The 25100-nt window shown below is 69.5% G+C and carries 20 protein-coding genes; 11 read left to right on the top strand and 9 right to left on the bottom strand.

The annotated features are described in order from the left end of the window. Nucleotides 1-66 precede the first annotated feature (66 nt). From tilS to cysS, 4 genes are read right to left on the bottom strand one after another with little or no spacing between them, the layout of a single operon-like run. Nucleotides 67-993: a tRNA lysidine(34) synthetase TilS gene (tilS, locus tag FFT10_RS08010; protein WP_137732274.1), complete on the bottom strand. Its 927-nt coding sequence runs from the start codon at nt 991-993 to the stop codon at nt 67-69. A gap of 25 nt (nt 994-1018) precedes the next feature. Then, nucleotides 1019-1990, bottom strand: coding sequence for an acetyl-CoA carboxylase carboxyltransferase subunit alpha (locus FFT10_RS08005; RefSeq protein WP_137732273.1), 972 nt, complete (start codon nt 1988-1990; stop codon nt 1019-1021). A 24-nt stretch (nt 1991-2014) separates the two neighbouring features. Next, the gene (locus FFT10_RS08000) at nt 2015-2746 is read right to left on the bottom strand and encodes a DNA-3-methyladenine glycosylase family protein (RefSeq protein ID WP_137732272.1); all 732 of its coding nucleotides are present in this window, start codon (nt 2744-2746) and stop codon (nt 2015-2017) included. Between the two features lie 2 nt (nt 2747-2748). Next, complete coding sequence (cysS, locus tag FFT10_RS07995) at nt 2749-4137, bottom strand: cysteine--tRNA ligase (protein WP_137732271.1); 1389 nt, start codon at nt 4135-4137, stop codon at nt 2749-2751. A gap of 279 nt (nt 4138-4416) precedes the next feature. Here cysS and FFT10_RS07990 point away from each other — a divergent pair, with 279 nt between their 5' ends. Genes FFT10_RS07990 through FFT10_RS07970 form a run of 5 tightly spaced genes read left to right on the top strand, consistent with a single transcriptional unit; the run spans nt 4417 to nt 7559 of the window. After that, on the top strand, nt 4417-4893 hold the full coding sequence (locus FFT10_RS07990; protein ID WP_137732270.1) for a tetratricopeptide repeat protein: 477 nt from the start codon (nt 4417-4419) through the stop codon (nt 4891-4893). 43 nt (nt 4894-4936) lie between these two features. Next, a complete protein-coding gene (locus FFT10_RS07985; protein WP_137732269.1) occupies nt 4937-5488 on the top strand; it encodes a peptidylprolyl isomerase in 552 nt (183 codons plus the stop codon). A gap of 1 nt (nt 5489) precedes the next feature. Further along, entirely contained in the window at nt 5490-5993 is a 504-nt protein-coding gene (locus FFT10_RS07980; RefSeq protein ID WP_137732268.1) for a peptidylprolyl isomerase, read from the top strand. 7 nt (nt 5994-6000) lie between these two features. Then, the gene (locus tag FFT10_RS07975) at nt 6001-6777 is read left to right on the top strand and encodes a UDP-2,3-diacylglucosamine diphosphatase (RefSeq protein ID WP_137732267.1); all 777 of its coding nucleotides are present in this window, start codon (nt 6001-6003) and stop codon (nt 6775-6777) included. After that, nucleotides 6774-7559: a M90 family metallopeptidase gene (locus FFT10_RS07970; protein WP_137732266.1), complete on the top strand. Its 786-nt coding sequence runs from the start codon at nt 6774-6776 to the stop codon at nt 7557-7559. The genes FFT10_RS07975 and FFT10_RS07970 overlap by 4 nt, the downstream gene beginning before the upstream one ends. Here FFT10_RS07970 and clpA read toward each other — a convergent pair whose 3' ends face one another. Then, nucleotides 7560-9878, bottom strand: a complete 2319-nt coding sequence (clpA, locus tag FFT10_RS07965; RefSeq protein WP_137732265.1) for an ATP-dependent Clp protease ATP-binding subunit ClpA — start codon at nt 9876-9878, stop codon at nt 7560-7562. Beyond that, nucleotides 9875-10231: an ATP-dependent Clp protease adapter ClpS gene (gene clpS, locus FFT10_RS07960; RefSeq protein ID WP_137732264.1), complete on the bottom strand. Its 357-nt coding sequence runs from the start codon at nt 10229-10231 to the stop codon at nt 9875-9877. The genes clpA and clpS overlap by 4 nt, the downstream gene beginning before the upstream one ends. Nucleotides 10232-10494: 263 nt before the next feature. On the opposite strand from clpS, the gene FFT10_RS07955 reads away from it, so the two are divergent. Next, nucleotides 10495-10725 carry a cold-shock protein gene (locus FFT10_RS07955; protein WP_137732263.1) on the top strand — a complete coding sequence of 77 codons (231 nt, stop codon included), beginning with the start codon at nt 10495-10497 and terminating at the stop codon, nt 10723-10725. A gap of 71 nt (nt 10726-10796) precedes the next feature. Here FFT10_RS07955 and FFT10_RS07950 read toward each other — a convergent pair whose 3' ends face one another. Continuing rightward, nucleotides 10797-11582 carry a S1 family peptidase gene (locus FFT10_RS07950; RefSeq protein WP_137732262.1) on the bottom strand — a complete coding sequence of 262 codons (786 nt, stop codon included), beginning with the start codon at nt 11580-11582 and terminating at the stop codon, nt 10797-10799. A gap of 120 nt (nt 11583-11702) precedes the next feature. On the opposite strand from FFT10_RS07950, the gene FFT10_RS07945 reads away from it, so the two are divergent. Further along, nucleotides 11703-12242 carry a carboxymuconolactone decarboxylase family protein gene (locus FFT10_RS07945; protein ID WP_137732261.1) on the top strand — a complete coding sequence of 180 codons (540 nt, stop codon included), beginning with the start codon at nt 11703-11705 and terminating at the stop codon, nt 12240-12242. A gap of 146 nt (nt 12243-12388) precedes the next feature. Then, nucleotides 12389-15670: a GH149 family glycoside hydrolase gene (locus FFT10_RS07940; protein ID WP_137732260.1), complete on the top strand. Its 3282-nt coding sequence runs from the start codon at nt 12389-12391 to the stop codon at nt 15668-15670. 111 nt (nt 15671-15781) lie between these two features. On the opposite strand, the gene FFT10_RS07935 is transcribed toward FFT10_RS07940, so the two are convergent. Together FFT10_RS07935 and FFT10_RS07930 are read right to left on the bottom strand one after the other, a co-directional pair. Further along, nucleotides 15782-17902, bottom strand: coding sequence for an Ig-like domain-containing protein (locus tag FFT10_RS07935; RefSeq protein ID WP_137732259.1), 2121 nt, complete (start codon nt 17900-17902; stop codon nt 15782-15784). A 162-nt stretch (nt 17903-18064) separates the two neighbouring features. After that, on the bottom strand, nt 18065-20320 hold the full coding sequence (locus FFT10_RS07930; RefSeq protein ID WP_137732258.1) for a glycosyl hydrolase: 2256 nt from the start codon (nt 20318-20320) through the stop codon (nt 18065-18067). A gap of 270 nt (nt 20321-20590) precedes the next feature. Between FFT10_RS07930 and FFT10_RS07925 the strand changes: the two genes are divergently transcribed. The 3 genes from FFT10_RS07925 to FFT10_RS07915 are packed head-to-tail and all read left to right on the top strand — an operon-like array spanning nt 20591 to nt 25071. Further along, complete coding sequence (locus FFT10_RS07925; protein ID WP_137732257.1) at nt 20591-21946, top strand: hypothetical protein; 1356 nt, start codon at nt 20591-20593, stop codon at nt 21944-21946. A 15-nt stretch (nt 21947-21961) separates the two neighbouring features. Further along, nucleotides 21962-23719 carry a glycosyl hydrolase family 17 protein gene (locus FFT10_RS07920; RefSeq protein ID WP_137732256.1) on the top strand — a complete coding sequence of 586 codons (1758 nt, stop codon included), beginning with the start codon at nt 21962-21964 and terminating at the stop codon, nt 23717-23719. Next, a complete protein-coding gene (locus FFT10_RS07915) occupies nt 23716-25071 on the top strand; it encodes a glycoside hydrolase family 30 protein (RefSeq protein WP_137732255.1) in 1356 nt (451 codons plus the stop codon). The genes FFT10_RS07920 and FFT10_RS07915 overlap by 4 nt, the downstream gene beginning before the upstream one ends. Nucleotides 25072-25100 lie beyond the last annotated feature (29 nt).

Below are 25100 nucleotides of genomic sequence, written 5' to 3'. Positions count from 1 at the left end.
TCGGTGCCTGGCAGCCCGCTTGGGGCCCGTCAGGCGTGGCGCGGCCCTGGTGCGCAGCCCATGATTTTAGCCTGCGTCGCCAGGCGGGGCGACCACGCGCAAACGTCCGGCGCGCAGCGTGCACCACCAGCCGGCGCCGGCAGGCCAGCGCGCCACGCCCTGGGCGGGCACTTCGGCCAGCAGCCGGGTCACCAGCGCCAGCGGCGCGCTGTGCCCGGCCTGCGCCGCCCACCAGGCCCGCAGCGCGTTGGCCTGGCGTGCGGCAGACAAGTCGCGCCAGCCGGCCACCGCCAGCCCGCCGTCGGCATCGACCAGCGGCGCGAGATCCAGCGCGGCCAGCTCATCCAGCGCCGCGCGGGCCTCCTGCGCGCGCTGGGCAGCGGCGGCCAGGCTGGTCTCGGCATGCGGAAAGGCGGCTTCCAGCACCGGCCACAGCTGCAACCGCAGGCGGTTGCGGGCCAGGCGGTCGTCGGCGTTCGACGGGTCATCGACCGGCTGCAGCCGGTGCCGCTGCACATAGGCATCGATCGCGCGGCGCGGCTGGTCCAGCCAGGGCCGGGCCCAGACCAGACCCGCACGGTCGATCTGCCGCGGCATGGCCGACAGGCCGGCCGGTGCGCCGCCGCGCAGCGCCTGCAGGATGAAAGTCTCGGCCTGGTCACGCCGGTGGTGGGCCAGCAGCAGCAGGCTGGCACCCGCCTCGGCGGCCATCGCCGCCAGCGCGGCATGCCGGCCAGCGCGGGCCCAGGCTTCCAGGCTGTCGCCCGGCGCGGGCTGGCCGCTCAGCCGAGCCCAACGCAGCTGCACCGGCCAGCCGCGTCGGCGCCAGCGGGCGCACAGGCGTTGGGCGGCCTGCAGCCAGGCATCGGCCTCGGGCAGCAGGCCATGGTGGATGTGGAGTGCGACGACCTGCAGATCCAGCGCCTGGGCGGCGCGGCAGGTGGCATGCAGCAGGGCCAGTGAATCACGCCCGCCGCTGAAGGCCACCGCCACGGTGGCGCCAGCGGCTGGCGCCGGGTCAGCGGTCCTTGGTGTCGGCAAAGCGGCCGTAGGCCTGCAGCCGGTCGTAGCGGCGGTTCAGCAGATCCTTGGGCTTCAAGTCGCTGACCTGGCGCAGCGCATCGACCAGCGCACGCTTGAGCTGCGAGGCCATCTGCCGCGTGTCCCGGTGGGCGCCGCCCACCGGCTCGCTGACCACCTTGTCGATCATGCCCAGGGCCTTCAGCCGGTGGGCGGTGATGCCCAGGGCCTCGGCCGCATCGGCCGCACGCTCGCTGGTCTTCCACAGGATGGACGCGCAGCCCTCGGGCGAGATCACCGAGTACACGCTGAATTGCAGCATCAGCACCTGGTCGCCCACGCTGATGGCCAGCGCACCGCCCGAACCGCCCTCGCCGATGATGGTGACGATGATCGGCACCTCCAGCTGCGCCATCTCGAAGATGTTGCGGCCGATGGCTTCCGACTGGCCACGCTCCTCGGCGCCGATGCCGGGGTAGGCGCCGGGCGTGTCGACGAAGGTGAAGACCGGCAGGCCGAACTTCTCGGCCAGCTTCATCAGCCGCAGGGCCTTGCGGTAGCCCTCGGGCCGGCTCATGCCGAAGTTGCGCAGGCCGCGCTCTTTCGTGTCGCGGCCCTTCTGGTGGCCGATCACCATGCAGGCCTGGCCATTGAAGCGGGCCAGGCCGCCGACGATGGAGTTGTCGTCGGCAAATGCGCGGTCGCCGTGCAGCTCCTGCCAGTCGGTGAAGATCTCGCTGACGTAGTCCAGCGTGTACGGCCGCTGGGGGTGGCGGGCGATCTGCGTGACCTGCCAGGGTGTCAGGTTGCTGTAGATGTCCTTGGCCAGCTGCTGGCTCTTCTTGTCGAGCCGGCCGATCTCTTCCGAGATGTCGACGGCCGACTCGCTCTGCACGAAGCGCAGCTCTTCGATCTTGGTCTCGAGTTCGGCGATCGGCTGCTCGAAGTCGAGGAAGTGTCGTTTGCTCATGCTGGCAGTGTGCTGTCTGGACAGTCAGTAGTCTACCGGCAGCGGGTCCAGGCTCCGCCAGATGTACCAGGTGGCCACCGAGCGGTACGGCGCCCAGGCCTCGCCCACCTCGCGCGCCTCGGCGCGGCTGACCGGCTCGCCGCTGAAGTAGCCCAGGCTGATGCCCTTGATCAGGCCCAGGTCATCCAGCGGCAGCACGTTCGGGCGCATCAGGTGGAAGATCAGGAACATCTCGGCCGTCCAGCGGCCGATGCCGCGGATCGCCACCAGCTCTTCGATGATGGCTTCGTCGTCCATCTGCTGCCATTGCGGCACATGCACCGCGCCGGACTCGAAGTGCCGCGCCAGGTCGCCCAGGTATTCGGCCTTGCGGGCCGACAGGCCGGCGCCACGCAGGGTGGGCGTGTCCAGCGCCAGCACGTCGGCCGGCGCCAGCCGGCTGCTGGGCCCGCCCACCGCGGCGGCGAAGCGGTCCCACACCGACTGCGCCGCCTTCACGCTGATCTGCTGGCCGACGATGGACCGGGCCAGCGTGGTGAAGGCGTCGCCGCGGCTCTGCAGGCGGGCTTCGCCGAACTTCGGGATCAGCTTCTTCATCACCCGGTCGCGCTTGGACAGGTGGCGGCAGGCCTCGTCCCAGTAGCCAGGGGTGATGGTGGCGACCGGCGGCTCGGCCGCCGCGGGTGCGGCCACCGGCACGGGCACGGGCACGGCGGGGGCATCGGGCGGCTGGCCCGGAGTGCTGCGCTTGGGCATGGTCAGGCCCGCACCCAGGTGGTGCCGGTGGGGGCGTCTTTGAGTTCCACGCCCTGCGCGGCCAGCGCCTGGCGGATGCGGTCGGCCTCCGCGAAGTTCTTCGCCGCCTTGGCCGCCGCGCGGGCGGCGATCTGGGCCTGGATGGTGGCTTCGTCCAGCCCGACGCCGCCCAGCGCCGCTTGCAGGAAGCTGCGCGGCGCCTGCTGCAGCACGCCCAGCGTGCCGGCCAGCGCGCGCAGCAGCGCGGCAGTGGCCGGTGCGCGGCTGCGGTTCAGGTCATTGGCCAGTTCGAACAGCACCGCCAGCGCGCCAGGGGTGTTGAAGTCGTCGTCCATCGCCGTCCGGAACGCCGCGGCCTGCGGCTGCGCCCAGTCGATGGCCATGTTGTCGGCCGGCAGGTCGATGCCGTCCAGCGCGGTGTAAAGCCGGCGCAACGCCGTGCGTGCGTCGTCCAGGCCCTGGTCGCTGAAGTTGAACGGGCTGCGGTAATGGGTGCGCAGAAAGAAGAAGCGCAGCGTCTCGCCGTCGAACTTCTTCAGCACATCGCGGATGGTGAAGAAGTTGCCCAGGCTCTTGGACATCTTCTCGTTGTCGACGTTGAGGAAGCCGTTGTGCAGCCACACGTTGACATGCTGGTGGCCGAAGGCGCCCTCGCTCTGCGCGATCTCGTTCTCGTGGTGCGGGAACTGCAGATCCTGCCCGCCGCCGTGGATGTCGAAGCGCTCACCGAGCAACGCGCAGCCCATGGCCGAGCATTCGATGTGCCAACCCGGGCGGCCGGGGCCGTAGTCGCCGCCGTACTTGGCGTCTTCGGGCTCGTCGGGCTTGGCGGCCTTCCACAAGACGAAATCCAGCGGATCGCGCTTGTCGTCGCCCACGGCCACGCGCTCGCCGGCGCGCAGGTCCTCGATGCTCTTGCCCGAGAGCTTGCCGTAGCCGTCGAACTTGCGCACCGCGAAGTTCACGTCGCCGCCGTCGGCCCGGTAGGCAAGGCCCTTGTCCTCCAGCGTGCGGATCATCGCCAGCATCTGCGGCACGTAGTCGGTGGCGCGCGGCTCATGGGTGGGCGGCAGGGTGCCGATGGCGGCCAGGTCCTCGCGCATCGCGGCAATCATCTCGTCGGTGAGGGCACGGATGGTGATGCCGCGTTCCAGCGCCCGCTTGATGATCTTGTCCTCGATGTCGGTGATGTTGCGCACATAGGTCACTGCATAGCCGCTGGCCGCCAGCCAGCGGGCCACCACGTCGAAGGCCATCATCATGCGCGCATGGCCCATGTGGCACAGGTCGTAGATGGTCATGCCGCACACATACATGCGCACCTGGCCCGGCACGATGGGCGTGAACGGTTCGAGGCGGCGGGTGAGCGTGTTGAACAGGCGCAGGGTCATCGGCCGATGCGGAAAACGGCCGCCAGGTGGCGGCCGGAGACACAGGTGGGGGCGGGGTGGCGAACGCCGGCCTGGCGGCAGGCAGGGCGGGCAAGCCGGTCCCCCGGTCTGCCCGCTTGGCGTCGATACAATCAAATCAGTATAGCGGCGGGCCGGTGGCCGCAGCCGCGTTCCGAAGCCCGCACCGGTCCATCCTTGGCCCCTCGCAACACCCCTGTTTCCATCCGTCAGCGCCCTCGCCGCGCCCGGCTGCCGGCTGTCCGGGTCGCGCTGTCCGGCATGCTGCTGACGGCGCTGTCCGCCCTGGCCAACACGCCGGTGACGGCCGCCGACATCGAGCGCCAGTACCGCGGCGGCGAGCCGCGCGTGGCCTTGCAGCGCCTGGAGCAGGCGCTGGCCCAGCGTCCCGGCGATGCGCCCCTGCGCTTCCTGCAGGCGGTGCTGGCCGCCGAAACCGGCCAGACGGCCCAGGCCGCCAAGCTGCTCGAGCGCATGACCGAAGAGTTTCCCGACCTGCCCGAGCCCTACAACAACCTGGCCGTGCTGCAGGCCGCCGGTGGCCAGTACGACCGCGCACGCAGCCTGCTGGAAACCGCCTTGCGGCTGGACCCGGGCTACCGCACCGCGCACGAGAACCTGGGCGATGTGTTCGTGCGCCTGGCCCAGCGTGCCTACGAGGCCGCCTCGGGCCCGCGCAGCGAGCCGGCCCTGCAGAGCAAGCTGCGGCTGGCCCGTGAGCTGGCGGCGCTGCGCTGACAGCCTTGCCAACCCCACTCCCTTTCCTGATCTGGAGCGACAGATGAAACACCTGGCCCTGGCCATCACCCTGGCCGGCCTGCTGGCTGCACCGCTGGCCGCGCAGGCGCAGAAGGTCAAGCTCGCCACCACCGCGGGCGACATCGTGCTGGAACTCGACGCCGCCAAGGCGCCGAAATCCGTGGCCAACTTCGTGCAGTACGTGAAGGCCGGCCACTACACCAACACCGTGTTCCACCGCGTGATCGACAGCTTCATGATCCAGGGCGGCGGCATGACCGCCGACCTGGCCGAGAAGCCCACCCGCGCGCCGATCCCGCTGGAGGCCGGCAACGGCCTGTCCAACCTGCGCGGCACGCTGGCGATGGCACGCACCAACCAACCCAATTCCGCCACCGCGCAGTTCTTCATCAACGTCGTCGACAACACCCGGCTCGACACCGCCGGCGGCGGCTACGCCGTGTTCGGCAAGGTGATCGAGGGCATGGATGTCGTCGACAAGATCCGCATGGTGCCCGTGGGCAACAAGGGCCCGTACCAGAACGTGCCGGTGACCCCGGTCGTGATCAAGCAAGCCACCCTCCAGGAGCAATGACATGAGCAAGTTCGTCGAGATGACCACCAGCGCAGGCACCCTGCGCATCGAACTGGACGACGCCAAGGCGCCGGCCACCGTCGCCAACTTCCTCGGCTACGTGAACAAGGGCCACTACGACGGCACCATCTTCCACCGCGTGATCAAGGGCTTCATGATCCAGGGCGGCGGCTTCGAGCCCGGCATGAAGCAGAAGCCCACCGGCGCCGAGATCCAGAACGAAGCCCACAACGGCCTGAAGAACGACCGCTACACCCTGGCCATGGCCCGCACCAGCGCGCCGCACTCGGCCACGGCGCAGTTCTTCATCAACGGCACCGACAACGACTTCCTCAACTTCCGCAGCGAAAGCCCGCAGGGCTGGGGTTATGCGGTCTTCGGCAAGGTGGTCGAGGGCACCGACGTGGTCGACAAGATCGAGCGCGTGGCCACCGGCAACAAGGGCGGCCATGGCGACGTGCCGGTCGAGGACGTGGTGATCCTCAAGGCCGTCGAAGTCGCCTGACCTTGCAGTGAGCGCCAGCACGCCAGGCTTTGGCCATCTGCTGGCCGATCCGGCCTGGCGCTGCATCGACCTGCTGTCGGACGTGCACCTGCACGCCGACATGCCACGCACCTTCGCCGCCTGGCGGGACCACCTGCTGGGCACGCCGGCCGATGCGGTGCTGATCCTCGGCGACCTGTTCGAGGTGTGGATCGGCGACGACAGCGCGGCCGGCGGTTTTGCGGCCGATGGCGTGGCCGTGCTGCGCGCCGCCAGCCGGCAGCGGGCGATCGCCTTCCTGCCCGGCAACCGCGACTTCCTTGTCGGTGCCGATCTGCTCTCCACCACCGGCATGCAACTGCTGGCAGACCCGACCGTGCTGCAGGCCTTCGGCCAGCGCTGGCTGCTGACCCACGGCGACGCGCTGTGCCTGGCCGACACCGCCTACCAGCAGTTCCGCCAGCAGGTGCGCAGCCCGGCGTGGCAGCAGGCCTTCCTGGCCCAGCCGCTGGCCGAGCGCGAGCGACAGGCCCGGGCGATGCGCGACGCCAGCGCCGCCCACCAGGCCGGCATGGATCCAGCGCAGTGGAGCGATGTGGACGACGCCGCAGCAGCGCAATGGCTGGCCGCTGCGGGCTGCACCACGATGATCCACGGCCACACCCACCGACCCGCCAGCCATGCCCTGCCCGGTGGCCGCACCCGCCATGTGCTGGGTGACTGGGACTTTGACCACGGCACGCCGCGCGCCCAGGCCCTGCGGCTGACGGCGGCTGGCCTGCAGCCCCTGGACCTGGCGGCATGAAGGCCCTGCTGCAGCGCTGGCAGGCCCGGCGCGAAGCGAAGGTGCTCGCGCGCCGCGCCATCCCCGACGCGCTGTGGCAGCTGACCCTGGCCCGCCTGCCCTTCTTGGCACAGCGCAGCGACGCCGATCTGGCCGAGCTGCGCCGCCTGGCCAGCCTGTTCCTCGACCAGAAGGAATTTACCGGCACCGACGGCCTGGTGGTCGACGATGCGATGGCGGTGTGCATCGCCGCGCAGGCGGTGCTGCCGGTGCTGCGCTTCGGGCTGGCGCCATACGCCGGCTTCGTCGGCATCGTGGTGCACCCCGACGAGGTGGTCGCCCGCCGCGAGGTGACCGACGACCACGGCGTGGTGCATGCCTACGACGAGGTGCTGGCCGGCGAGGCCATGGACGGCGGCCCGGTGATGCTGAGCTGGCGCGACGTGGCCGACGCCGGCGAGACCGCCGCATCGGGCTACAACGTGGTGATCCATGAGTTCGCCCATGTGCTGGACATGGGCGACGGCGCCGCCGATGGCGTGCCGCCGCTGCCCTCGGCCCAGGCCCGGCGCGACTGGCTGGACGTGCTGATGCCGGCCTACGACCGGCACGGCGAACAGGTGGTCTGCGGCTACGACACCCTGCTCGACCCCTACGGTGCGCAGGGCCCCGAGGAATTCTTTGCCGTGGCCAGCGAGACCTTCTTCGTCAACCCCAAAGAGTTGCGCGCCGAGCACCCCGATCTGTACGGGTTGCTGGCGCGCTACTACTGCCAGGATCCTGCGGCCTTCGCCGCAGGTTGATCAGGCCGGCGTCGGCTCGGTCTTGGGCTTGTCGCTCTTCTTGGGCGGCTGGATGTCCAACTGCACCTGGCCGTCGGCATCCACATCGACCGTCAGGCGGCCGCCATCGACCAGGCGGCCGAACAGCAGCTCATCGGCCAGGGCGCGGCGGATGGTGTCCTGGATCAGGCGCTGCATCGGGCGGGCACCCATCAGCGGATCGAAGCCCTTCTTGGCCAGCATCTTGCGCAGCGCGTCGGTGAAGGTGACTTCCACCTTCTTCTCGCCGAGCTGGCTTTCCAGCTGCAGCAGGAACTTGTCAACCACGCGCAGGATGATGCTCTCGTCCAGCGCGCGGAAGCTGACGGTGGCGTCCAGCCGGTTGCGGAACTCGGGCGTGAACATGCGCTTGATGTCGGCCATCTCGTCGCCCTGCTCGCGCGCCGTGGTGAAGCCGATGGTCGACTTGTTCATCGTCTCGGCGCCCGCATTGGTCGTCATGATGATGATGACGTTGCGGAAGTCGGCCTTGCGCCCGTTGTTGTCGGTCAGGCTGCCATGGTCCATCACCTGCAGCAGCACGTTGTAGACGTCCGGGTGGGCCTTCTCGATCTCGTCGAGCAGCAGCACGCAGTGCGGCTTCTTGGTGACGGCCTCGGTCAGCAGGCCGCCCTGGTCGAAGCCGACATAGCCCGGAGGCGCGCCGATCAGCCGGCTCACTGCATGGCGCTCCATGTACTCCGACATGTCGAAGCGGATCAGCTCGATGCCCAGGATGAAGGCCAGCTGCTTGGCGACCTCGGTCTTGCCGACGCCGGTGGGGCCGGAAAACAGGAAGCTGCCGATCGGCTTGTCGGGCTTGCCGAGGCCGGAGCGCGCCATCTTGATGGCGGCGGCCAATGCATCGATGGCCGGATCCTGCCCGAACACCACGCTCTTCAGGTCGCGGTCCAGGCTCTTGAGCTTGCCGCGGTCGTCGTTACTGACCGAGGCGGGCGGGATGCGCGCGATCTTGGCGACGATCTCTTCCACCTCGTTGCGGGTGATGGTCTTCTTCTGCTTGCTCTTGGGCAGGATGCGCTGCGCGGCACCGGCCTCGTCGATCACGTCGATCGCCTTGTCGGGCAGGTGGCGGTCGTTGATGAACTTGGCCGACAGCTCGGCTGCCGCCTGCAGCGCGCCCAGCGCGTACTTCACGTTGTGGTGGTCCTCGAAGCGGCTCTTCAGGCCCTTCAGAATCTCCACCGTCTGCTCGACCGAGGGCTCGACCACGTCGACCTTCTGGAAGCGCCGCGACAGCGCCGCGTCCTTCTCGAAGATGCCGCGGTACTCGGTGAAGGTGGTGGCACCGATGCACTTCATCGTGCCGTTGGACAGCGCCGGCTTCAGCAGGTTGGACGCATCCAGCGTGCCGCCCGAGGCCGCACCGGCACCGATCAGGGTGTGGATCTCGTCGATGAACAGGACCGCGCTGGGCTGGTCCTTCAGCTGCTTGAGCACACCCTTCAGGCGCTGCTCGAAGTCGCCGCGGTACTTGGTGCCGGCCAGCAAGGCGCCCATGTCCAGCGAATAGACGGTGGACGCGGCCAGCACCTCGGGCACATCGCCCTGTGTGATGCGCCAGGCCAGGCCCTCGGCGATCGCCGTCTTGCCCACGCCGGCCTCGCCGACCAGCAGCGGGTTGTTCTTGCGGCGGCGGCACAGGATCTGGATGACGCGCTCGACCTCGTGGTCGCGGCCGATCAGCGGATCGATCTTGCCGTCCTTGGCCTGCTGGTTCAGGTTCTGGGTGAACTGGTCCAGCGGCGAGCCCTTGCTGCTGTCGCCGGCTTCTTCCTTCTCGGCGTTCTCGCCACTGCCCGGCTCGCTGCCGCCACTGCCCTTCTGGGCCTCGGGCGGCTCGCTCTTCTTGATGCCATGGGCAATGAAGTTCACCACGTCCAGGCGGGTCACGCCCTGCTGGTGCAGGTAGTACACCGCGTGGGAATCCTTCTCGCCGAAGATCGCCACCAGCACGTTGGCGCCGGTCACTTCCTTCTTGCCGCTGCCGGTGCTCTGCACATGCATGATGGCGCGCTGGATCACCCGCTGGAAGCCGAGCGTGGGCTGGGTGTCCACCTCCTCGGTGCCGCCGACGGTGGGCGTGTTTTCCTTGATGAAGGTGGTGAGGCTCTTGCGCAGGTCGTCGATGTTGGCGGCGCAGGCCTTCAACACCTCGGCCGCGGAAGGATTGTCCAGCAGCGCGAGCAGCAGGTGCTCGACGGTGATGAACTCATGGCGCTGCTGGCGCGCCTCGACGAACGCCATGTGCAGGCTGACTTCCAGTTCTTGCGCAATCATGCGGCCTCCATAATGCACTGCAGCGGATGCCCGGCGCGGCGGGCCGCGGCGAGTACGAGTTCGACCTTGGTGGCCGCCACGTCCTTGGTGTAGACACCGCAGACGCCACGTCCTTCGTGGTGGATCTTCAACATGATCAGCGTGGCCGATTCGAGGTCACGCCGGAAATACTGCTGCAACACCATCACCACGAACTCCATCGGGGTGTAGTCGTCGTTGAGCAGGACCACCTGGTACATCTGCGGCGGCTTGGTCCGCGCCGTCTTGCGCTCGACCACGACCGCGCCACTGTCGCCGCGGCGCGGCTGGGCCGGAGGTTTTGGCGGTGGCGACGGTGGGTCTTCGGATGGCATGGTTCATTCTATGCATTGCGGCTGTTCGCCAAGGTGCTGGGTGGGATATTGCGCCCAATCCTGCCGTTGCAAGGCGTGAAAAGCACCGTGTGATCCAGGCAGATGGGCCGCTGCCCGCCGGCCCGCCTGCGGCAGGGGTTGAACCGGTGCGCTGTAGGGGAAACATGACCATCGCTGGTCCAGTTCTCCGCCTTGACGCTCATTTCCGTGGCTTCGCAGAATCCTTCCACTCCCCGCTCCATGGGGAGGCGCGGGAGTACACGATGTTTGTCGGAACGGTGAAATGGTTCAATGACGCCAAGGGCTTCGGGTTCATCGAGCCGGAGGAAGGCGGGCCGGATGTGTTCGCGCACTTCTCGGCCATCGAGATGGAAGGTTTCCGCACCCTGAAGCAGGGCAGCAAGGTCAGCTTCGAACTGGTGCAAGGCCCCAAGGGCAACCTGGCCCAGAACATCAAGCCGCTGGCCACGCAGGACGTCGCACAAGGCGCCTGACGGCCTCCGTCCCCTCCACCGGCGCCGGTTGACTGTGTCAGCCGGCGCCGCGTCACTTCTGGCGCCCGGGTTCAAGCCTCGCTGAGCGTCATCAGCATGTTGGCGTACCAGGCGCAGTTCAGGCCCAGGCTCTCGTCCTGCACCAGGTCGCGGCCCGCCATGTCGAGCCGGGCGGAATGCACGCCCAGCAGCTTCCAGGGCAGCGGCGCATCGGGCGCGGCCTGCAGGTCACGCCGCACCACCGGTGCGCCGCTGGTGCCGCGGTGGGTGCGGGCATCGGTCAGGAAGTAGCCCAGACCCTGGAAGCGCAGGCCGAAGGCCGAGGCGATGACCGACTGCCGCACCACCGGCAGGTGGTGCAGGGTGTCATGGAAGCCCAGCGGGAAGCCGACGATCAGCGCCGAACTGCCCACCTCCACCGGATCGTCCAGGTGCTGCAGGTGGTCCGGCGTGAAGGCGTACAGCAGCGCCGACGGCGGCAGCGCGTCGCGGTCCAGCTCCAGCATGGCCACATCGATCTCGCCACTGCCATCGGTGCCCTGGCGCCAGCAGCTCTGGCCGTCCTCGTACAGCAGCAGCGAGATGCGCACCGACTTCGCCAGGTCGTCGGCGCGGGTGTGGACCTCGATCTCGATGCGGTTGGGAAAGTGCTTGCTCGGCTTGTCGATCAGCACATGCCGGCTGGTGACCAGGTAGAGCCGGCCATCGCGCTCGAAGAAGAAGCCGCTGGCATTGGTCAGGCCGCGCTGGTGCTCGAAGGTGGCGATGCGCGTGGCCGCCAGCAGCAGCGAGTCGATCGGCGGGCGTGCTGCAGGCGGTGGCTCCGGTGCCGCGGCCGCATCGGGGGCGTCGCTCATCGCGGCTTCTCCTGGTGTTGCAGCGCACCATACCACCCGGGCGGCTGACGCGCAGGCGGCACGGCAGCGCGCGGCCCGGCGCCAGAATCCGCCGACTTGACACCCCACCCGGAGACCGCCATGACCACCCGCCTGCCCCTGTTGACCGACGCCCAGGTGGGCCCGCCCGACCTGGTGGCCGCCATCCGCCAGCGGCGCGGCGGCGACCTGATCGACCTGGACCGGCTGCTTCTGCACAGCCCGGCCTTCGCGCTCGGCTGGAACGAGTTCATGGGCCGGGTGCGCACCGCGCTGAGCGTGCCGCCACTGCTGAAGGAGTTGGCGATGTGCGGCGTGGCCGCGCTCAATGGCGCCGACTTCGAGATGCACCACCACGCGCCGCTGTACCTGGCCGCCGGCGCCACCGAGGCGCAGCTGGCCGCCCTGCACCGCCTGGGCGCCGAGCCCGGCGTGGCCGCCGATCCGGTGTTCGACGCCACCCAGCAGGCGGTGCTGGCCCTGGTGGTGGAGATGACCCGCCAGGTGCAGGTGAGCGAGGCCACCTTCGCCTGCGCCCGCGCCGCGCTGGGCAGCGACCAGGCGATGTTCGAGACCATCGGCGTGATCGCCGCGTACAACATGGTCTCGCGCATCCTGGTGGCGTCAAATCTGCACCCCTGAGGCGCAGGGCGCGCTTCTTGCTCAACGGCTGCGGCCCAGGCGCAAAGGTACAGTCACGCGCCTGCACCGCCGCCGCCTTGGCGGCCTGACGTCTCCCACCTTGCACAGGTTGCCGCATGCACCACACCGGCCCCACTCCGCCCGTCTTGACAGGCGCTTTCATAGAAGCCGACGGCCAGACCTGGTACCGCATCGACCACCCCGACAGCGCGCCGCCGTTCTTCATGACGCTGGCCGGCGACAGCGATCTCTGGGCGTTCCTCTCCAGCAACGGCTCGCTCACCGCGGGCCGGCGGGATGCCGAAGGCGCCTTCCTGCCCTACGAGACGGTGGACCGCATCCACCTGCGCTGGGAGCACACCGGCCCGCGCACCTGGATCCGCGTCGGCGATGGCGACGCAGCCACGCTGTGGCAGCCGTTCGCGCCGCGGCTGGCCGGTGGCGGCGGCATGCGCTCGGTGTGGAAGAACCTGTCGGGCACACGCATCCGACTGCGGGAGGTGCATGCCGACGGCCAGCTGGCCTTCGAGCAGGAATGGGCCGGTGCGGCCAGCCTGGGCCTGGTGCGCACCGCAAGGCTGCAGTGGCTGGGCGGTGCAGGCAGCCAGCCGCCACGCCTGCAGGTGCTGGATGGTCTGCTGAACCTGGTGCCGCCCGGTGTCGGCGTGCTGCATGCAGCCACGATGAGCAGCCTGACCGACGCCTACAAGTGGAACGAGCTGGCCGCCGACGGCCGCCTGGGCCTGTTCACGCTGTATGCCCAGATCTGGGACCGTGCCGAACCCAAGGAGAGCTTCCATGCCCTGGCCGCCTGGCACAGCGGCCTGCCGGCGGGCGCCCGCAGCCTGCTGTCGGCGCAGCAGGTGGAGGCCTTCTGCCAGACCGGCCAGGTGGCCGAAGAGACCCTGACCCGCGGCCGACGCGGTGCCTGGCTGACCCGCTTCGACGTGCAGGCCGACCAGCTGCCCCTGCAGTGGCACCAGGTGCTGGACGGCCCGAAAAGCCAGGTCGAGGCCTTTGCGCTGGCGCAGTGGCTGCAAGGCGGTGGCGGCACGCCGGCCGAGATCGCTCAGGCGCTGGCCACCAACGATGCCGGACTGGACGAACTGCTGGCCCGCGCTGATGGCCTGCAGACCTCGGCCGACACCATGGCCGCGGCGCACCACCGCGCCAACGTGCTGTTCAACATCATGCGCGGCGGCGTGTTCGTCGATGGCACCCGCTTCGACCGCGACGACCTGCTGGCCTTCCTGCAGCAGCGCAACCAGGCAGTGGCCGCCCTGCTGCAGCCGGCGCTGGCCGGTGAACCGGCCACGCTGGAGCGCAGCGCCGCGCTGGCCATTGCCCGCGCCGCCGGCCCGCAGGCCGAACGCCTGGTGCTGGGCTACCTGCCGCTGACCTTCAGCCGCCGGCACGGCGACCCCAGCCGACCGTGGAACAAGTTCGCCATCCGGGTGCGAGACGCCGCCGGGCACCGCGTGGTCAGCTACGAAGGCAACTGGCGCGACATCTTCCAGAACTGGGAGGCGCTGCTGCCCAGCTGCCCGGCCTATGCCGGGTCGATGATCGCCACGTTCCTGTGTGCGATGACAGCGGACGGCTACAACCCCTACCGCATCAGCCGCGCGGGCATCGACTGGGAGCGGCCCGAGGCCGACAACCCCTGGAGCCACATCGGCTACTGGGGCGACCACCAGGTGGTCTACCTGCTGCGCCTGCTGGAAGCCGCCCAGGCACACGACCCGGCCCTGCTGCCGCAGCTGTGGAACCGGGCGCTGTTCAGCTTTGCCGACGTGCCCTACCGGCTGAAGCCGCATGACGCGCAGACCGCCCAGCCCAAGCACACGATCACCTTCGACACGGCCGCCGACCAGCGCGCGCATGCCCGGGCGGCCACGCTCGGAAGCGACGGCCTGCTGGTCTGCGATGCCCAGGGCGAGCCGGTGCTGGCCACGCTGGCGGAGAAGCTGGCGATCATCGTGCTGGCCAAGGCCGGCAGCCTGGTACCAGGCGGCGGGCTGTGGCTGCACACCCAGCGGCCGGAGTGGAACGACGCCAACAACGCGCTGGTGGGCAACGGCCTGTCGGTGGTGACGCTGGCGCACCTGCGGCGGCTGTTGTGCTTCCTGCTGGCGCTGCCGGCTGCGACCGAGGCCTTCGCGCTGTCACCGGCCACCTTGGAAGCGCTGCAGGGGCTGTTGGCGTTGCTGCGGCAGACGCCGCCATCGGCTGCCGACGATGCACTGGCCCGACGCCAGTTCCTGGACGGTGCAGGCCGCCTGCTCGACCCCTGGCGCGCCAGCGGCTATGCGGGCTCGGAAGGCCGCTACCCGGCCGGCCAGCGCGCCGTGGCACCCGCCGGCCTGCTGACCGATCTGGCGCAGGCCCTGCTGCCGCTGGTCGATGCCACGCTGCAGCGCGCCCGCCGGCCGGATGGCCTGTTCCACAGCTACAACCTCGTCGATCTGCGCGGCGGAGGCGCCGAGGTGTCGACGCTGTATCCGATGCTCGAAGGCCAGGTGGCACTGCTGTCATCGGGTCTGCTCGGTCCCGCGGAGGCGGCGGCACTGCTGGATGCGCTCTTCGCCAGCCCGCTGTACTGCCCGCGGCGGCACAGTTTCCTGCTTTACCCCGACCGGCCGCTGCCCGGCTTCCTGCAGCGCAACCAGCTGGATGCCGACGCCCTGGCGCTGCCACTGGTGCAGCAGCTGCTGGGCGACGGCCGCACCGATCTGCTGCAGCAGCAGCGCGACGGCACGGTGCGCTTCGCGCCGCAGCTGGCCAACCGCGACGACCTGGAAACAGCCGGTGCCGATCTGGGCCCGGCCCTGGCGCCGCTGGCCGTGGCCTACGAGCGGGTGCTGCAGCACCACCAGTTCACCGGCCGCTCAGGCACCATGTTCGGCTACGAGGGGCTGGGCTGCATCTACTGGCACATGGTGGCCAAGCTGCTGCTGGCGGTGCAGGAGCAGGTGTTCGCCGCCGCCGATGCGCAGCACCCGGCGCTGCCGGCCCTGCAGGCCCACTACCGCCGCGTGCGCGACGGCCTGGGCTACCGCAAGACGGCCGCGGCCTACGGCGCTTTCCCGGCCGACCCGTACAGCCACACGCCCGGCGAAGGCGGCGCCCAGCAGCCGGGCATGACCGGCCAGGTCAAGGAAGAGGTGCTGACCCGCTGGGGTGAACTGGGCCTGCGCATGCAGGCCGGCCGGCTGCGCCTGCAGCCGGTGCTGCTGGACGCCACGGAACTGCCGCCAGGCACGCCGCTGCAGTTCAGCTGGCGCGGCATCCCTGTGCGCTACCAGGCCGGCGGGGCCACGCAGCTGCGGGTGCGGACGGCGGCGGGCTGGCAGCCCTGCCCCGACCTGACCTGCGACCTGGACGGCGTGCTGGCCATCGAGGCCGACATCGCCCTGCCCGCCGCCTAGCCGCGCGGGCAGCCCGCCAGTGGCCGCCCGAAACGGCCGCGCCGCCTGCAGCACGGGGCTGCAGGCGGCGCAAGTTGCGGTGCACCGGGGCCGCAGCCCCGGCCGGATGCATCAGTCGATCGTGATGCCGCCCTGCAGCACCACCGTGGTGGGGTAGACCCCGCCCACCGCCACGCTGCGGTTCGCGCCGCTGGTGCGGCTGCCGTCCGACAGCGCGATGCCGCCGCCCACGCCCTGGAAGGCGATCTGCGAGATCGGCGAGGCGGCCAGCGCCTGGGCCACGCTGGTCACCGCACCGGCGCAATCCTGCACCAGGGCGAACGAGCTGAGCGGGATGGCGTAGTCGGTGGCGGGCTGCGCCGTGGGCGTGACCACCCGGCGCAGCTGCAGCCGGCAGGCGTTGCCACCCACGGTGTAGCGCTTGCCCAGGTCCATCACGATCATGAAGTTGTTGGTGCCGCTGTTGAACCACTCGATGTTCTGGCCCAGCTTGAACCGCAGCGTGGTCTGCGATCCCACCTGCACGCCGGCGGTGTCGGCCGTGGGGCTGAAGCCGCCCACCACGCCGGGCGCCTGCACGTAGATGCCCATGTACAGATCGGTGGCGGGTGTCGGCGTCTGGTAGTAGTAGAAGAAGAAGCTGTTGGCCGCCGTCTGCGCCGGCGTGAACTCGCCACCCGAGCCGCAGCTGGCAGGCGCACCGCAGCCGAAGTTGTCCAGGTTGCTGCCACTGAAGCCGCCGAACTCGCCGCCCTCGACGGTGCGGTTGCTGCCCGCGAAGCCGGTGGAGAAGGTCAAGGGGCCACTGCTGCCACCGCCGCTGCCGCCACTGCCACCGCCGCCGGCGGCCGCCAGCAAGGTGATGGTGTCGAAGTAGTAGGCCTTGCCGGGCGCCGCGTCCACCGTGCCCAGGTTGGGCAGCAGCACGATCTTGCCGTAGCTCTGGGCGGGGTCGGCGCCGGTGAAGGTCCAGGTGAGGGTTTGCCAGCCGGCCACCACGGCTTCGTTGGCTTCCACTTCGCCGGTGTTGATGCCGGGGTTGGCCGCGTTTTCCAGCTTGATCACCATCCGGATGCCGGCCGTCGGCGAAAAGACCTGCGCCGAGATGGTGCGCCGTGTGGCGGTGATGGGCAATGCGGTCTCGATGATGCCCAGCGCGTAAGGCTGGCCGCCCGAGCGCAGCACCTTGAAGCTGCGGCCCGAGCCGCCGCCCGCGGGACCGGTCTCGACAGCGCTGCCTTCCGCGCCCTCGAAGCCGACTGCAGCCGTCGGCGACACATCGTCGAAGTTGGCCAACACCGTGCCGGTGGTCGGCGCCGGGGCAGCCTCGCTCAGCGTGAGGGCGTCGAAGTAGTAGGCCTTGCCCGGCGCCGCATCCACCGTGCCCAGGTTGGGCAGCAGGACGATCTTGCCGTAGCTCTGGGCGGGGTCGGCGCCGCTGAAGGTCCAGGTGAGGGTCTGCCAGCCCGCCACCACGGCCTCGTTGGCTTCCACCTCGCCGCTGTTGATGCCGGGGTTGGCCGCGTTTTCGACCTTGATCACCATCCGGATGCCAGCGGTCGGCGAGTACACCTGTGCCGTCAAAGTGCGCCGGGTGGCGGTGATCGGCACCGCGGTCTCGATGATGCCCAGCGCGTAGGGCTGGCCGCCGGAGCGCAGCACCTTGAAGCTGCGGCCCGTGCCACCGCCTGCCGGGCCGGTCTCGATGGCACTGCCTTCGGCGCCTTCGAAGCCCGCCACCACGGCTGGCGTCACGGTGTCGAAATTGGCCAGCTCCACCGTGCCGGTGGCCGGCGGCGGCGCCACGGTGTTGAAGGCCTTGCTGGCCGTGGCTGCCGCATTGGCCGTGCCCACGGCGTCGGTCACTGCGCCGGCGGCCACGCTGACCGTCACCGTGCCGGTACCGCCGGCCGCAGGCACCACCTCCAGCGTGGCGCTGGTGCTGCTGGTGCGGGTGAACGCACCCTTGGTGCCGCCAGTGACGGTGATGTCGTCGGCGGTGAACGAGGTGCCGACATCGCGGTTGAAGGAGAAGGTGAAGGTGATCGTCCCCGTCGCCGTCTCACCGCTGATGTTGTTGGTGATCGTCACCACCGGTGCGGCCGGGGTCACGACGTTGCCGCCGGTCTGGGGCGGCGGCTCGCCGTTGCCGCCGCCGCAACCGGCCAGCGTGAGGGCGCACAGCGCCGCGGCCGTGGCGGCCAGGGTGTGACGGAAGTGTCGGGTGGTCATGGCGAGCTGTCCTGTGGTGGCGGAGCCGTCAGGCTCGGTGGCGTGGTGCCGTGAAGATTGTGAAAGCGCTTTCAGGAGTATCGAGACCTTGGCGCATGGTTGACAAGTGCATCCGCGTTCTCGCTTTCCCGTAGATGGGCCTGCCAATGGTGGCCATGTTGCTCAGGGCGATGTCGTGCGCCCCAGCTGGCCCGGCGCCACGGTCAGGCGCTGGCCGTCGCTGAAGCGCACCTCCAGCGGCGTGGTGCGGGCGTTGAAGGCCAGGTAGGTGCGGCGACCGTCGGCGCGCTTGAACACCGCATGCAGCGGGGTGTCGGCGGTGGTGCCGAAGTCGGGCGTGCCCATGGCCTCCAGGCTGAGCATGAAGTTCAGCGTGTGGCTGCGGGAATCGCCCGCCTCCACCGAGCCCCAGCGGTCCCAGGTCTTGAGCGCCTCGGACGGATCGGCCAGCGCCAGGTACTTGGCGAAGATGTCCTGCCAGATGTCCTTGGGCGGCGGCGGATTCGGCTTCTTGGCGATGCGGTTCCACAGCTCGGTCTCGGCCGGCAAGGTGGCCAGGCTGCGCTTGACGAAGGCCGGATCGCGGCCCAGGTAGGTGTGGGCCGCGGTCAGCGGCAGCAGGTTGATGCCCTTGATCTGCCGCGGGTCGTCGATCCACCAGGTGTCGTGGCGGTACATGCCGCCAAAGACCAGGCTGACCTCGGCGTTCTTGTACTCGGGCGCGAAGACCAGGCCATGGATGTTGAACCAGTAGTGGTTGATCGATTCGATCTCGTTGGTGTAGAGGTAGATGCCGAGGTCGCGCAGTGCCTTGTTGCCGGTCACCTCGCCCCACAGGATCAGCCCGGCCCAGGCGTTGATCGACTCGGACGACGACTCGTTGTTGTTGCCGAACTCACCCACGCCGATGCCATTGGCCCAGGTGTGGCCTTCGTAGGCATCCCAGTTGCGCAGGAACGGTGCATCGGCGCGGCCGCGCTCGGTGGTGGCGATGTCGGCGATCAGCAGGTCGATCATCCCGCCCCAGCGGTCCTTGGCGATCCAGGCGGGGTCACGCAGCGCCACCTCGGCGGCGGTGCGGATGAAGTAGCCGTACCAGAAATGGTGGTCGTTGATCTCGGCCACGGCGAAGAACTCGTCCGGGTAGATCGACACCACGCCCATGGCCTTGTCGACCTGCACATAGCCGCGGTCGCTGTTGCCGCCCAGCCATTCCTCGGCGCGCTTCTTCAGCATCTCCAGCAGGCGGTCGCGGCGGGCGGTGTCGCCCTGCTGCTCGAACAGCTCGGCCAGCCGCATCGTGCGCTGCAGGCCCTTGCCGGCCCAGTAGGCGCTCTTGCCGATGCGCTGCAGCTCGCGGCCGGCGGTGCCGAAATCGCGGTCCATCAGCTCCTTCAGCTCCGGCAGGCGTGGCGACCCGGCCACCGCCGGCCAGTGCGGCACGAAGCCGTTGTAGCGCAGCGTGGTGGTGAACTGCGGCGCGGCGAGCAGGCGCAACTGGCCGCGCACGGTGTCGAAAGCCGGGCCCAGCTTGCCCTCGACCGACGCATTGCGGAACCACTGGTGCGGATACAGGCCCAGCAGCGGCCCGTTGTCGGGCCCTTCCATCACCTGGGTTGTGGCGGTGAAGGTGGTCTGCACCTGGCTGGCCGCCTCGTCATAGCGCCAAGCCACCCGCGTCTGCTTGATGAAGGCATAGGCGTGGCGGGCGAACAGCGCCAGTGTCCCGGCCTGGTCGTCGGGCAATGCAGCCACCGACAGGTAGCCGGCATTGGCCGGCATGCGCGCCACCCACTCGGTGGGCGAGGCCGACTCCCATTTGACGCCGGTGGGGCCGAACAGCGCATAGGTCTTGCTGCCCACCTTCAGCGCCAGCGCACGGGCATCGGCGTCGGCATGCAGGCGCTGGCCGGCGGCGGGCAGGCGCACCCGCAGATCGCCGCGGGTGACGCGGATCGACGCATAGGGATGGCCACGGGCGACCGTCGTGGTCATGTCGTCGGTGCCGCGGGCCATCGAGATGTCGATCGACCAGTCGTCGGCATTCGCCAGCTTGGCAGTGCCGGGCTCGAAGGCCAGCGGAGTGATCAGCAGCGGATCGCGGTGCGGGTAGCGGATCTCGACGTCCTGCCGCACGCTGGTGACGGCCTCCTTCGACGGCAGCGCGAACTCCAGACCCGCCGGCGTGGCCTTCACGGTGATCGGCTGCACAAAGATGGCTTCGGGCTTGGGATTGAAGGCCAGCGTCGAGTACCACTGGCTGGTGGGCGCGGCACGCTGCAACATGGCATCGGTGCGGAACGGCGCCTGCGGCACCGCCTTGTCGCCCGCCTTGGGCGCCAGGAAGTAGGTGCCCTCGCCCAGCTTCACGGGCTGCGCCGCCACCGGCTGCAGGCCGGTCAGCAGCACGGCGGCCACGGCCGCGGTCCAACCTGCCCAAAGGGCCAGCCGACGGGGGGTGGTGGATGTCATCGCATTCCTTTCGCAGCCGATGGGCAGTCCGTGTGCAGTGCCGGACAGCTTGCCAATGATTGTTCTTGAAAGCGCTTTCAGATTGCTTGCTCGTTTACCCGGATGGGCGCCGCAAGGGTAAACACGCAGCCTGGACGCGTTGACTGGAGCGTGCCGCTGCCCGTATTCTCTGAAAGCGCTTTCAATGCCACCATCCAGCGCCAAAGGGCCTGACCTATGCAGCAAGCAAACCACCGTCCCCAGAGCCAGCCGGCGCGCCGGGCCGACCAACCGATCCACCTGGCCCGAAGCGCCGCGTGGCTGGCGCTGTGCGCGCTCAGCCTTGGCGCCGCCCCGTCGGTGCAAGCCATCGAGCTCGGTGCCCTCAGCCTGACCGGCTTTGCCAAGGTCAGCGTCAGCCGTGTCAACAACGGCTGCGAGTATTGCCAGCGCGAGCCGGAGGCCGGCCGCCACTTCATCTGGGCTGACGACCTGGCCTTCGGCAAGAAGTTCGGCGGCCTGACGACCCACAGCGTGCAGATCCAGCCGACGCTGGCCTTGAAGTTCGATCTGCCGCAGGGCTTCAAGCTGTCGGCCGCGTTCTCGCAGCGCTACCGCGACGGCGAAGCCGACCTGCCCGGCGTGGTGTACGAGCGCAGCCTGACCCTGACGCACGAATACTACGGCACGGCCCAGATCGGCAACTTCGTCTCCCGCGGCTGGAACCGGGCCGACTACCCGTACGCGTCCGATCTCGGGCTGACGGCCTTCAGCGACTCTGGCGCGGCCTACGGCATCCTCACCCATGCCGTGCGCTACACATCCCGCGAACTCTTCGTGGCCGACGGCAACCTGGTGCTCGAAGCCACCTACAGCCAGGGCGACCGTGACTTCGACCGCAACAAGCCCGAGCTGTTCGAACTGTGGGCGCTGTGGGGGCGTGGGCCGCTGGTGATCGAGGCGGTGGCGCAGTCGTCGCGCAATGGCGCGGCGGCGGCCTTCGCCAAGGCCGGCTTCACCGGCCTGACGCCGTTCGCCAACCGGGACGACAAGCAGCTCAACGGCAACCGGCAGGGCATGTTCATGGTGCTGGGCAAGTACCAGATCGGCACCGAGTACGAGGTGTCGGGCGGCCTGCGCTTCAACCGCTGGAGCGGCGCCTATGCGGTGCAGCTGACCACCGGCGCGCTGGCGCAGTGGAACAACCCGTTCAACGTCGACTGGAACGGCGTCGATGCCAACGGCGTGGCCAACCCGGGCTATGCGGCGCGGTCCACCGACGTGATGGTGGGCCTGCGCAAGTACATCAACCCCAAGCTGGTGGGTTACGTGGGCCTGGCCCACCTGGGCAAGGCCAGCACCGACAACCCGAGCGAGCGTGGCCAGAGCAATTCGGCACTCTTCGGCTCGCTGGGCGCGCGCTACGACGTGGGCCAGGGCCTCAGCGTCTCGGGTGCGATCAACATGGTGTCCTACCGCCACAAGGGTCTGGCGCCGCTGAGCATGCCAGCCCACAACGCGTTCTCGAATGTCGACTCCCGCATTGCCAAGCGTGGCAACTGGCTGTCGCTCGAAGCGAACTACAAGTTCTGAGTCCGAGGTCCGTCCATGATGCCCAACAGCTTCCGCGCGCTGCACCGCGCCCCGCAGCGGTCCATCCTCTCGGCCGTGGTGGTGGCCCTGACCGCCACACTCGCCGCCTGCGGCGGCGGTGACAGTGGCGGCTACACCCCGCTGGCCGTGTCGCAGACGGCCGAGCGCCGCGAACTGCCGCAGGCGCTGATGACCCGCGCGTCGATCAACTACTCGCCCTACCGCACCGCCGCCAGTGCCAGCGACCTGGGCAGCGAGGTGATCACCCCGGCCAACGTGCTGCAGGACCTGCGCCTGGTGCAGGCGGCCGGCTTCGGCACCATCCGCCTGTTCACCAGCAGCATCTTCTCCGAGACGGTGCTGACGGTGATCCGCGACAACAACCTCGACCTGAAGGTCTACCTCGGTACCTACCCCAACCCGGTGAACAGCGCGGCCGACGAGACCGCCAACCAGGTGGAACTGGATGCCGCCATCCGCCTGGCCAAGGCCTTCCCCGACACGGTGCTGGCGGTGAGCGTGGGCAACGAGACCATGGTCGAGTGGTCCACCCACAAGATCCCGCCCGAGACCATGGGCGGCTACCTGCGCAAGGTGCGCGCGGCCATCACCCAGCCGGTCACCACGAACGACAACTGGCTGTTCTGGGCCTCGGTGCCCAAGGTGATCGCCGAGACGGTGGATTTCGCTGCGGTGCATGTCTACCCGTTCCTCGACACCTTCTACAACGCCACCAAGTACGACTGGCGGCAGAAGCAGGTGGCCGAGCCGCAGCGCGCCCAGGCGATGATCGACGCCACGCTGGCCGAGGCCAAGCTGCAGTTCAACGATGCCCGCAAGGGCCTGCAGAAGCTGAACCTGGGCAGCATGCCGATGCTGATCGGTGAGACCGGCTGGGCGGCGGTGGACACCGCCGGCGGACCGACGCTGTCGTTCCGCGCCCACCCGGTCAACCAGAAGCTGTACTTCGACGGCCTGCAGTCCTGGGTGGCCGAAGGCCGCCGGGACACCCAGGGCCCGAAGGCGATCTTCTACTTCCAGGCGTTCGATGAGCCCTGGAAGCAGGGCGACGACGGCTGGGGCCTGTTCAACGCCCAGCGCCAGGCGCGCTACACCGTGCAGGGCCTGGGCACCTGCGGCGTGACCTGGGCCTGCGAGGCCGGCAGCTACACCAGCGCCGATGCGGTGAAGTGGGTGGCCCCGACGCTGAACCCCGCCGTCACCGCCAGCCGCTACACGCTGTTTGCCAGCACCGCCACCGCGGGCGAGCAGTTGGCCACCGGCCTGCGCTGGGATCCGTTCGTCGCCACCGGCTATGCCGACAGCAGCACGGCGCCGCTCAGCAGCGATGGCGGCAATTACCTGCTGGTGACGCCCAACCCGGCCGACTTCGGCTGGGGCCTGTTCCTGTACTCCGGCACCGGCGTCACGGCCAACCTGTCGAACTTCGCGAACGGCCGGCTGAACTTCAGCGTGCGCAGTGACGGCTACCCCGGCAAGATCGAGGTCGCGATCACCACCGACAACGAAGACCGCGAGGGCCAGGAAGCCTTCCTGCAGATCGCCCCGGGCGAGATGGGCTACTGCAACACCAATGCCTGGTGCGATGTGTCGATCCCGATCGCCTCGTTCCTGGCCGCCAACCCGAAGCTGGACCTGCGCTACGTGAACTTCCGCTTCACCATCGCCGACCGCTACAGCTTCACCGGCAAGCCGCTGAACCTGACCGGCCTGCCGCCGCTGCGCATCGACAACATCCACTGGACACGATGACGTCTGGCCCGCAGCCACTGCGCTGGTGGCTGACGGCGCGCGACGGCGGCGCGCGCCTGGCCGAACAGGCCGCGCCATCGCCCGGCATCAGCGCCGGCGCGGCCCGCCTGCATGTGGACACTAGCCGCCGCTTCCAGACGCTGGAGGGCTTCGGCGGCGCCTTCACCGAGGCCGCCGCCAGCGTCTGGCAGCGGCTGTCGGCCGCGCAGCAGCAGGCCTTCCTGCGCGACCACTTCGACCCGCAGCACGGCCACGGCTACACCCTGTGCCGGGTGCACATCAACAGCTGCGATTTCTCGCTGGGCCACTATGCCCATGCCGACCAGCCGGGCGACAGCACGCTGCAGCACTTCAGCATCGCGCGTGACCGGCAGCACCTGCTGCCGATGATCCAGGCCGCGCAGCGCATGGCCGGCCGGCCGCTGAAGCTGCTGGCCTCGCCCTGGAGCCCGCCGGCCTGGATGAAGAGCAACCAGCAGATGGCCGACGGTGGCCACCTGCTGCCGCCCTTCCGTGCGGCCTGGGCGCAGTGCTTCGTGCGCTTCATCCAGGCCTACCAGGCCGAGGGCGTGCCGATCTGGGGCGTGACGGTGCAGAACGAGCCCGAGGCCCGGCAGCGCTGGGACTCCTGCCTGTACACCGCGGAGGAGGAGCGCGACTTCGTGCGCGACCACCTGGGCCCGGCGCTGCATGCCGCCGGCCTGGGCCATGTGCGCATCGTCATCTGGGACCACAACCGGGATGCGATGGTCGAGCGGGCCAGCACCATCCTGGGCGACCCGGATGCGGCCCGCTACGTGTGGGGCACCGGCTTCCACTGGTACCTGGAAGACCACTTCCACCATGTGCAGCTGGTGCACGACGCCTGGCCCGACAAGGGCCTGCTGTTCACCGAGGGCTGCCAGGAAGGCGGCCCGCACCACGGCAGCTGGGAACTCGGCGAGCGCTATGCCCGCTCGATGGTCAACGATCTGAACCGCTGGACAGCCGGCTGGATCGACTGGAACCTGCTGCTCGACGAGCACGGCGGGCCCAACCATGTGGGCAACTTCTGCAGCGCGCCGGTGCTGGCCGAGCCGTCGGCCGATGCGCTGCATCGCCAGAGCTCGTTCTGGTACCTCGGCCACTTCGCCCGTTTCATCCAGCCTGGCGCCCAGCGTGTGCTGTGCGCGGCCACGCGGGAAGCACTGGAATGCACGGCCTTCGTCAACCCCGATGGCCGCTGCGCGGTGGTGGCGATGAACCGCGGCGAGGACGCCCTGCCCTTCACGCTGGCGATCGACGGCGCACACCACGCGCTGGAACTGCCGCCCCGGTCCATCGCCACCCTCGTGCAGCCGGCGGCCGGCTGAACCGGCCCGGCCGGCCGGTCGGTCGGTCG

The sequence above is a fragment of the Pseudaquabacterium pictum genome, assembly GCF_005403045.1.
In the GTDB taxonomy this organism is placed as follows: domain Bacteria; phylum Pseudomonadota; class Gammaproteobacteria; order Burkholderiales; family Burkholderiaceae_C; genus Pseudaquabacterium; species Pseudaquabacterium pictum.
The sequence above is the reverse complement of the archived record's forward strand: the minus strand, read 5'-3'. Positions and strand labels throughout refer to the sequence as shown.

What these genes read in the sequence shown, in the direction of transcription:
- FFT10_RS08005 (WP_137732273.1), bottom strand. Translation starts at nt 1,990, where the DNA reads ATGAGCAAACGACACTTCCTCGACTTCGAGCAGCCGATCGCCGAACTC.
- FFT10_RS08000 (WP_137732272.1), bottom strand. Translation starts at nt 2,746, where the DNA reads ATGCCCAAGCGCAGCACTCCGGGCCAGCCGCCCGATGCCCCCGCCGTG.
- cysS (WP_137732271.1), bottom strand. Translation starts at nt 4,137, where the DNA reads ATGACCCTGCGCCTGTTCAACACGCTCACCCGCCGCCTCGAACCGTTC.
- FFT10_RS07990 (WP_137732270.1), top strand. Translation starts at nt 4,417, where the DNA reads ATGCTGCTGACGGCGCTGTCCGCCCTGGCCAACACGCCGGTGACGGCC.
- FFT10_RS07985 (WP_137732269.1), top strand. Translation starts at nt 4,937, where the DNA reads ATGAAACACCTGGCCCTGGCCATCACCCTGGCCGGCCTGCTGGCTGCA.
- FFT10_RS07980 (WP_137732268.1), top strand. Translation starts at nt 5,490, where the DNA reads ATGAGCAAGTTCGTCGAGATGACCACCAGCGCAGGCACCCTGCGCATC.
- FFT10_RS07970 (WP_137732266.1), top strand. Translation starts at nt 6,774, where the DNA reads ATGAAGGCCCTGCTGCAGCGCTGGCAGGCCCGGCGCGAAGCGAAGGTG.
- clpA (WP_137732265.1), bottom strand. Translation starts at nt 9,878, where the DNA reads ATGATTGCGCAAGAACTGGAAGTCAGCCTGCACATGGCGTTCGTCGAG.
- clpS (WP_137732264.1), bottom strand. Translation starts at nt 10,231, where the DNA reads ATGCCATCCGAAGACCCACCGTCGCCACCGCCAAAACCTCCGGCCCAG.
- FFT10_RS07955 (WP_137732263.1), top strand. Translation starts at nt 10,495, where the DNA reads ATGTTTGTCGGAACGGTGAAATGGTTCAATGACGCCAAGGGCTTCGGG.
- FFT10_RS07950 (WP_137732262.1), bottom strand. Translation starts at nt 11,582, where the DNA reads ATGAGCGACGCCCCCGATGCGGCCGCGGCACCGGAGCCACCGCCTGCA.
- FFT10_RS07945 (WP_137732261.1), top strand. Translation starts at nt 11,703, where the DNA reads ATGACCACCCGCCTGCCCCTGTTGACCGACGCCCAGGTGGGCCCGCCC.
- FFT10_RS07935 (WP_137732259.1), bottom strand. Translation starts at nt 17,902, where the DNA reads ATGACCACCCGACACTTCCGTCACACCCTGGCCGCCACGGCCGCGGCG.
- FFT10_RS07925 (WP_137732257.1), top strand. Translation starts at nt 20,591, where the DNA reads ATGCAGCAAGCAAACCACCGTCCCCAGAGCCAGCCGGCGCGCCGGGCC.
- FFT10_RS07920 (WP_137732256.1), top strand. Translation starts at nt 21,962, where the DNA reads ATGATGCCCAACAGCTTCCGCGCGCTGCACCGCGCCCCGCAGCGGTCC.
- FFT10_RS07915 (WP_137732255.1), top strand. Translation starts at nt 23,716, where the DNA reads ATGACGTCTGGCCCGCAGCCACTGCGCTGGTGGCTGACGGCGCGCGAC.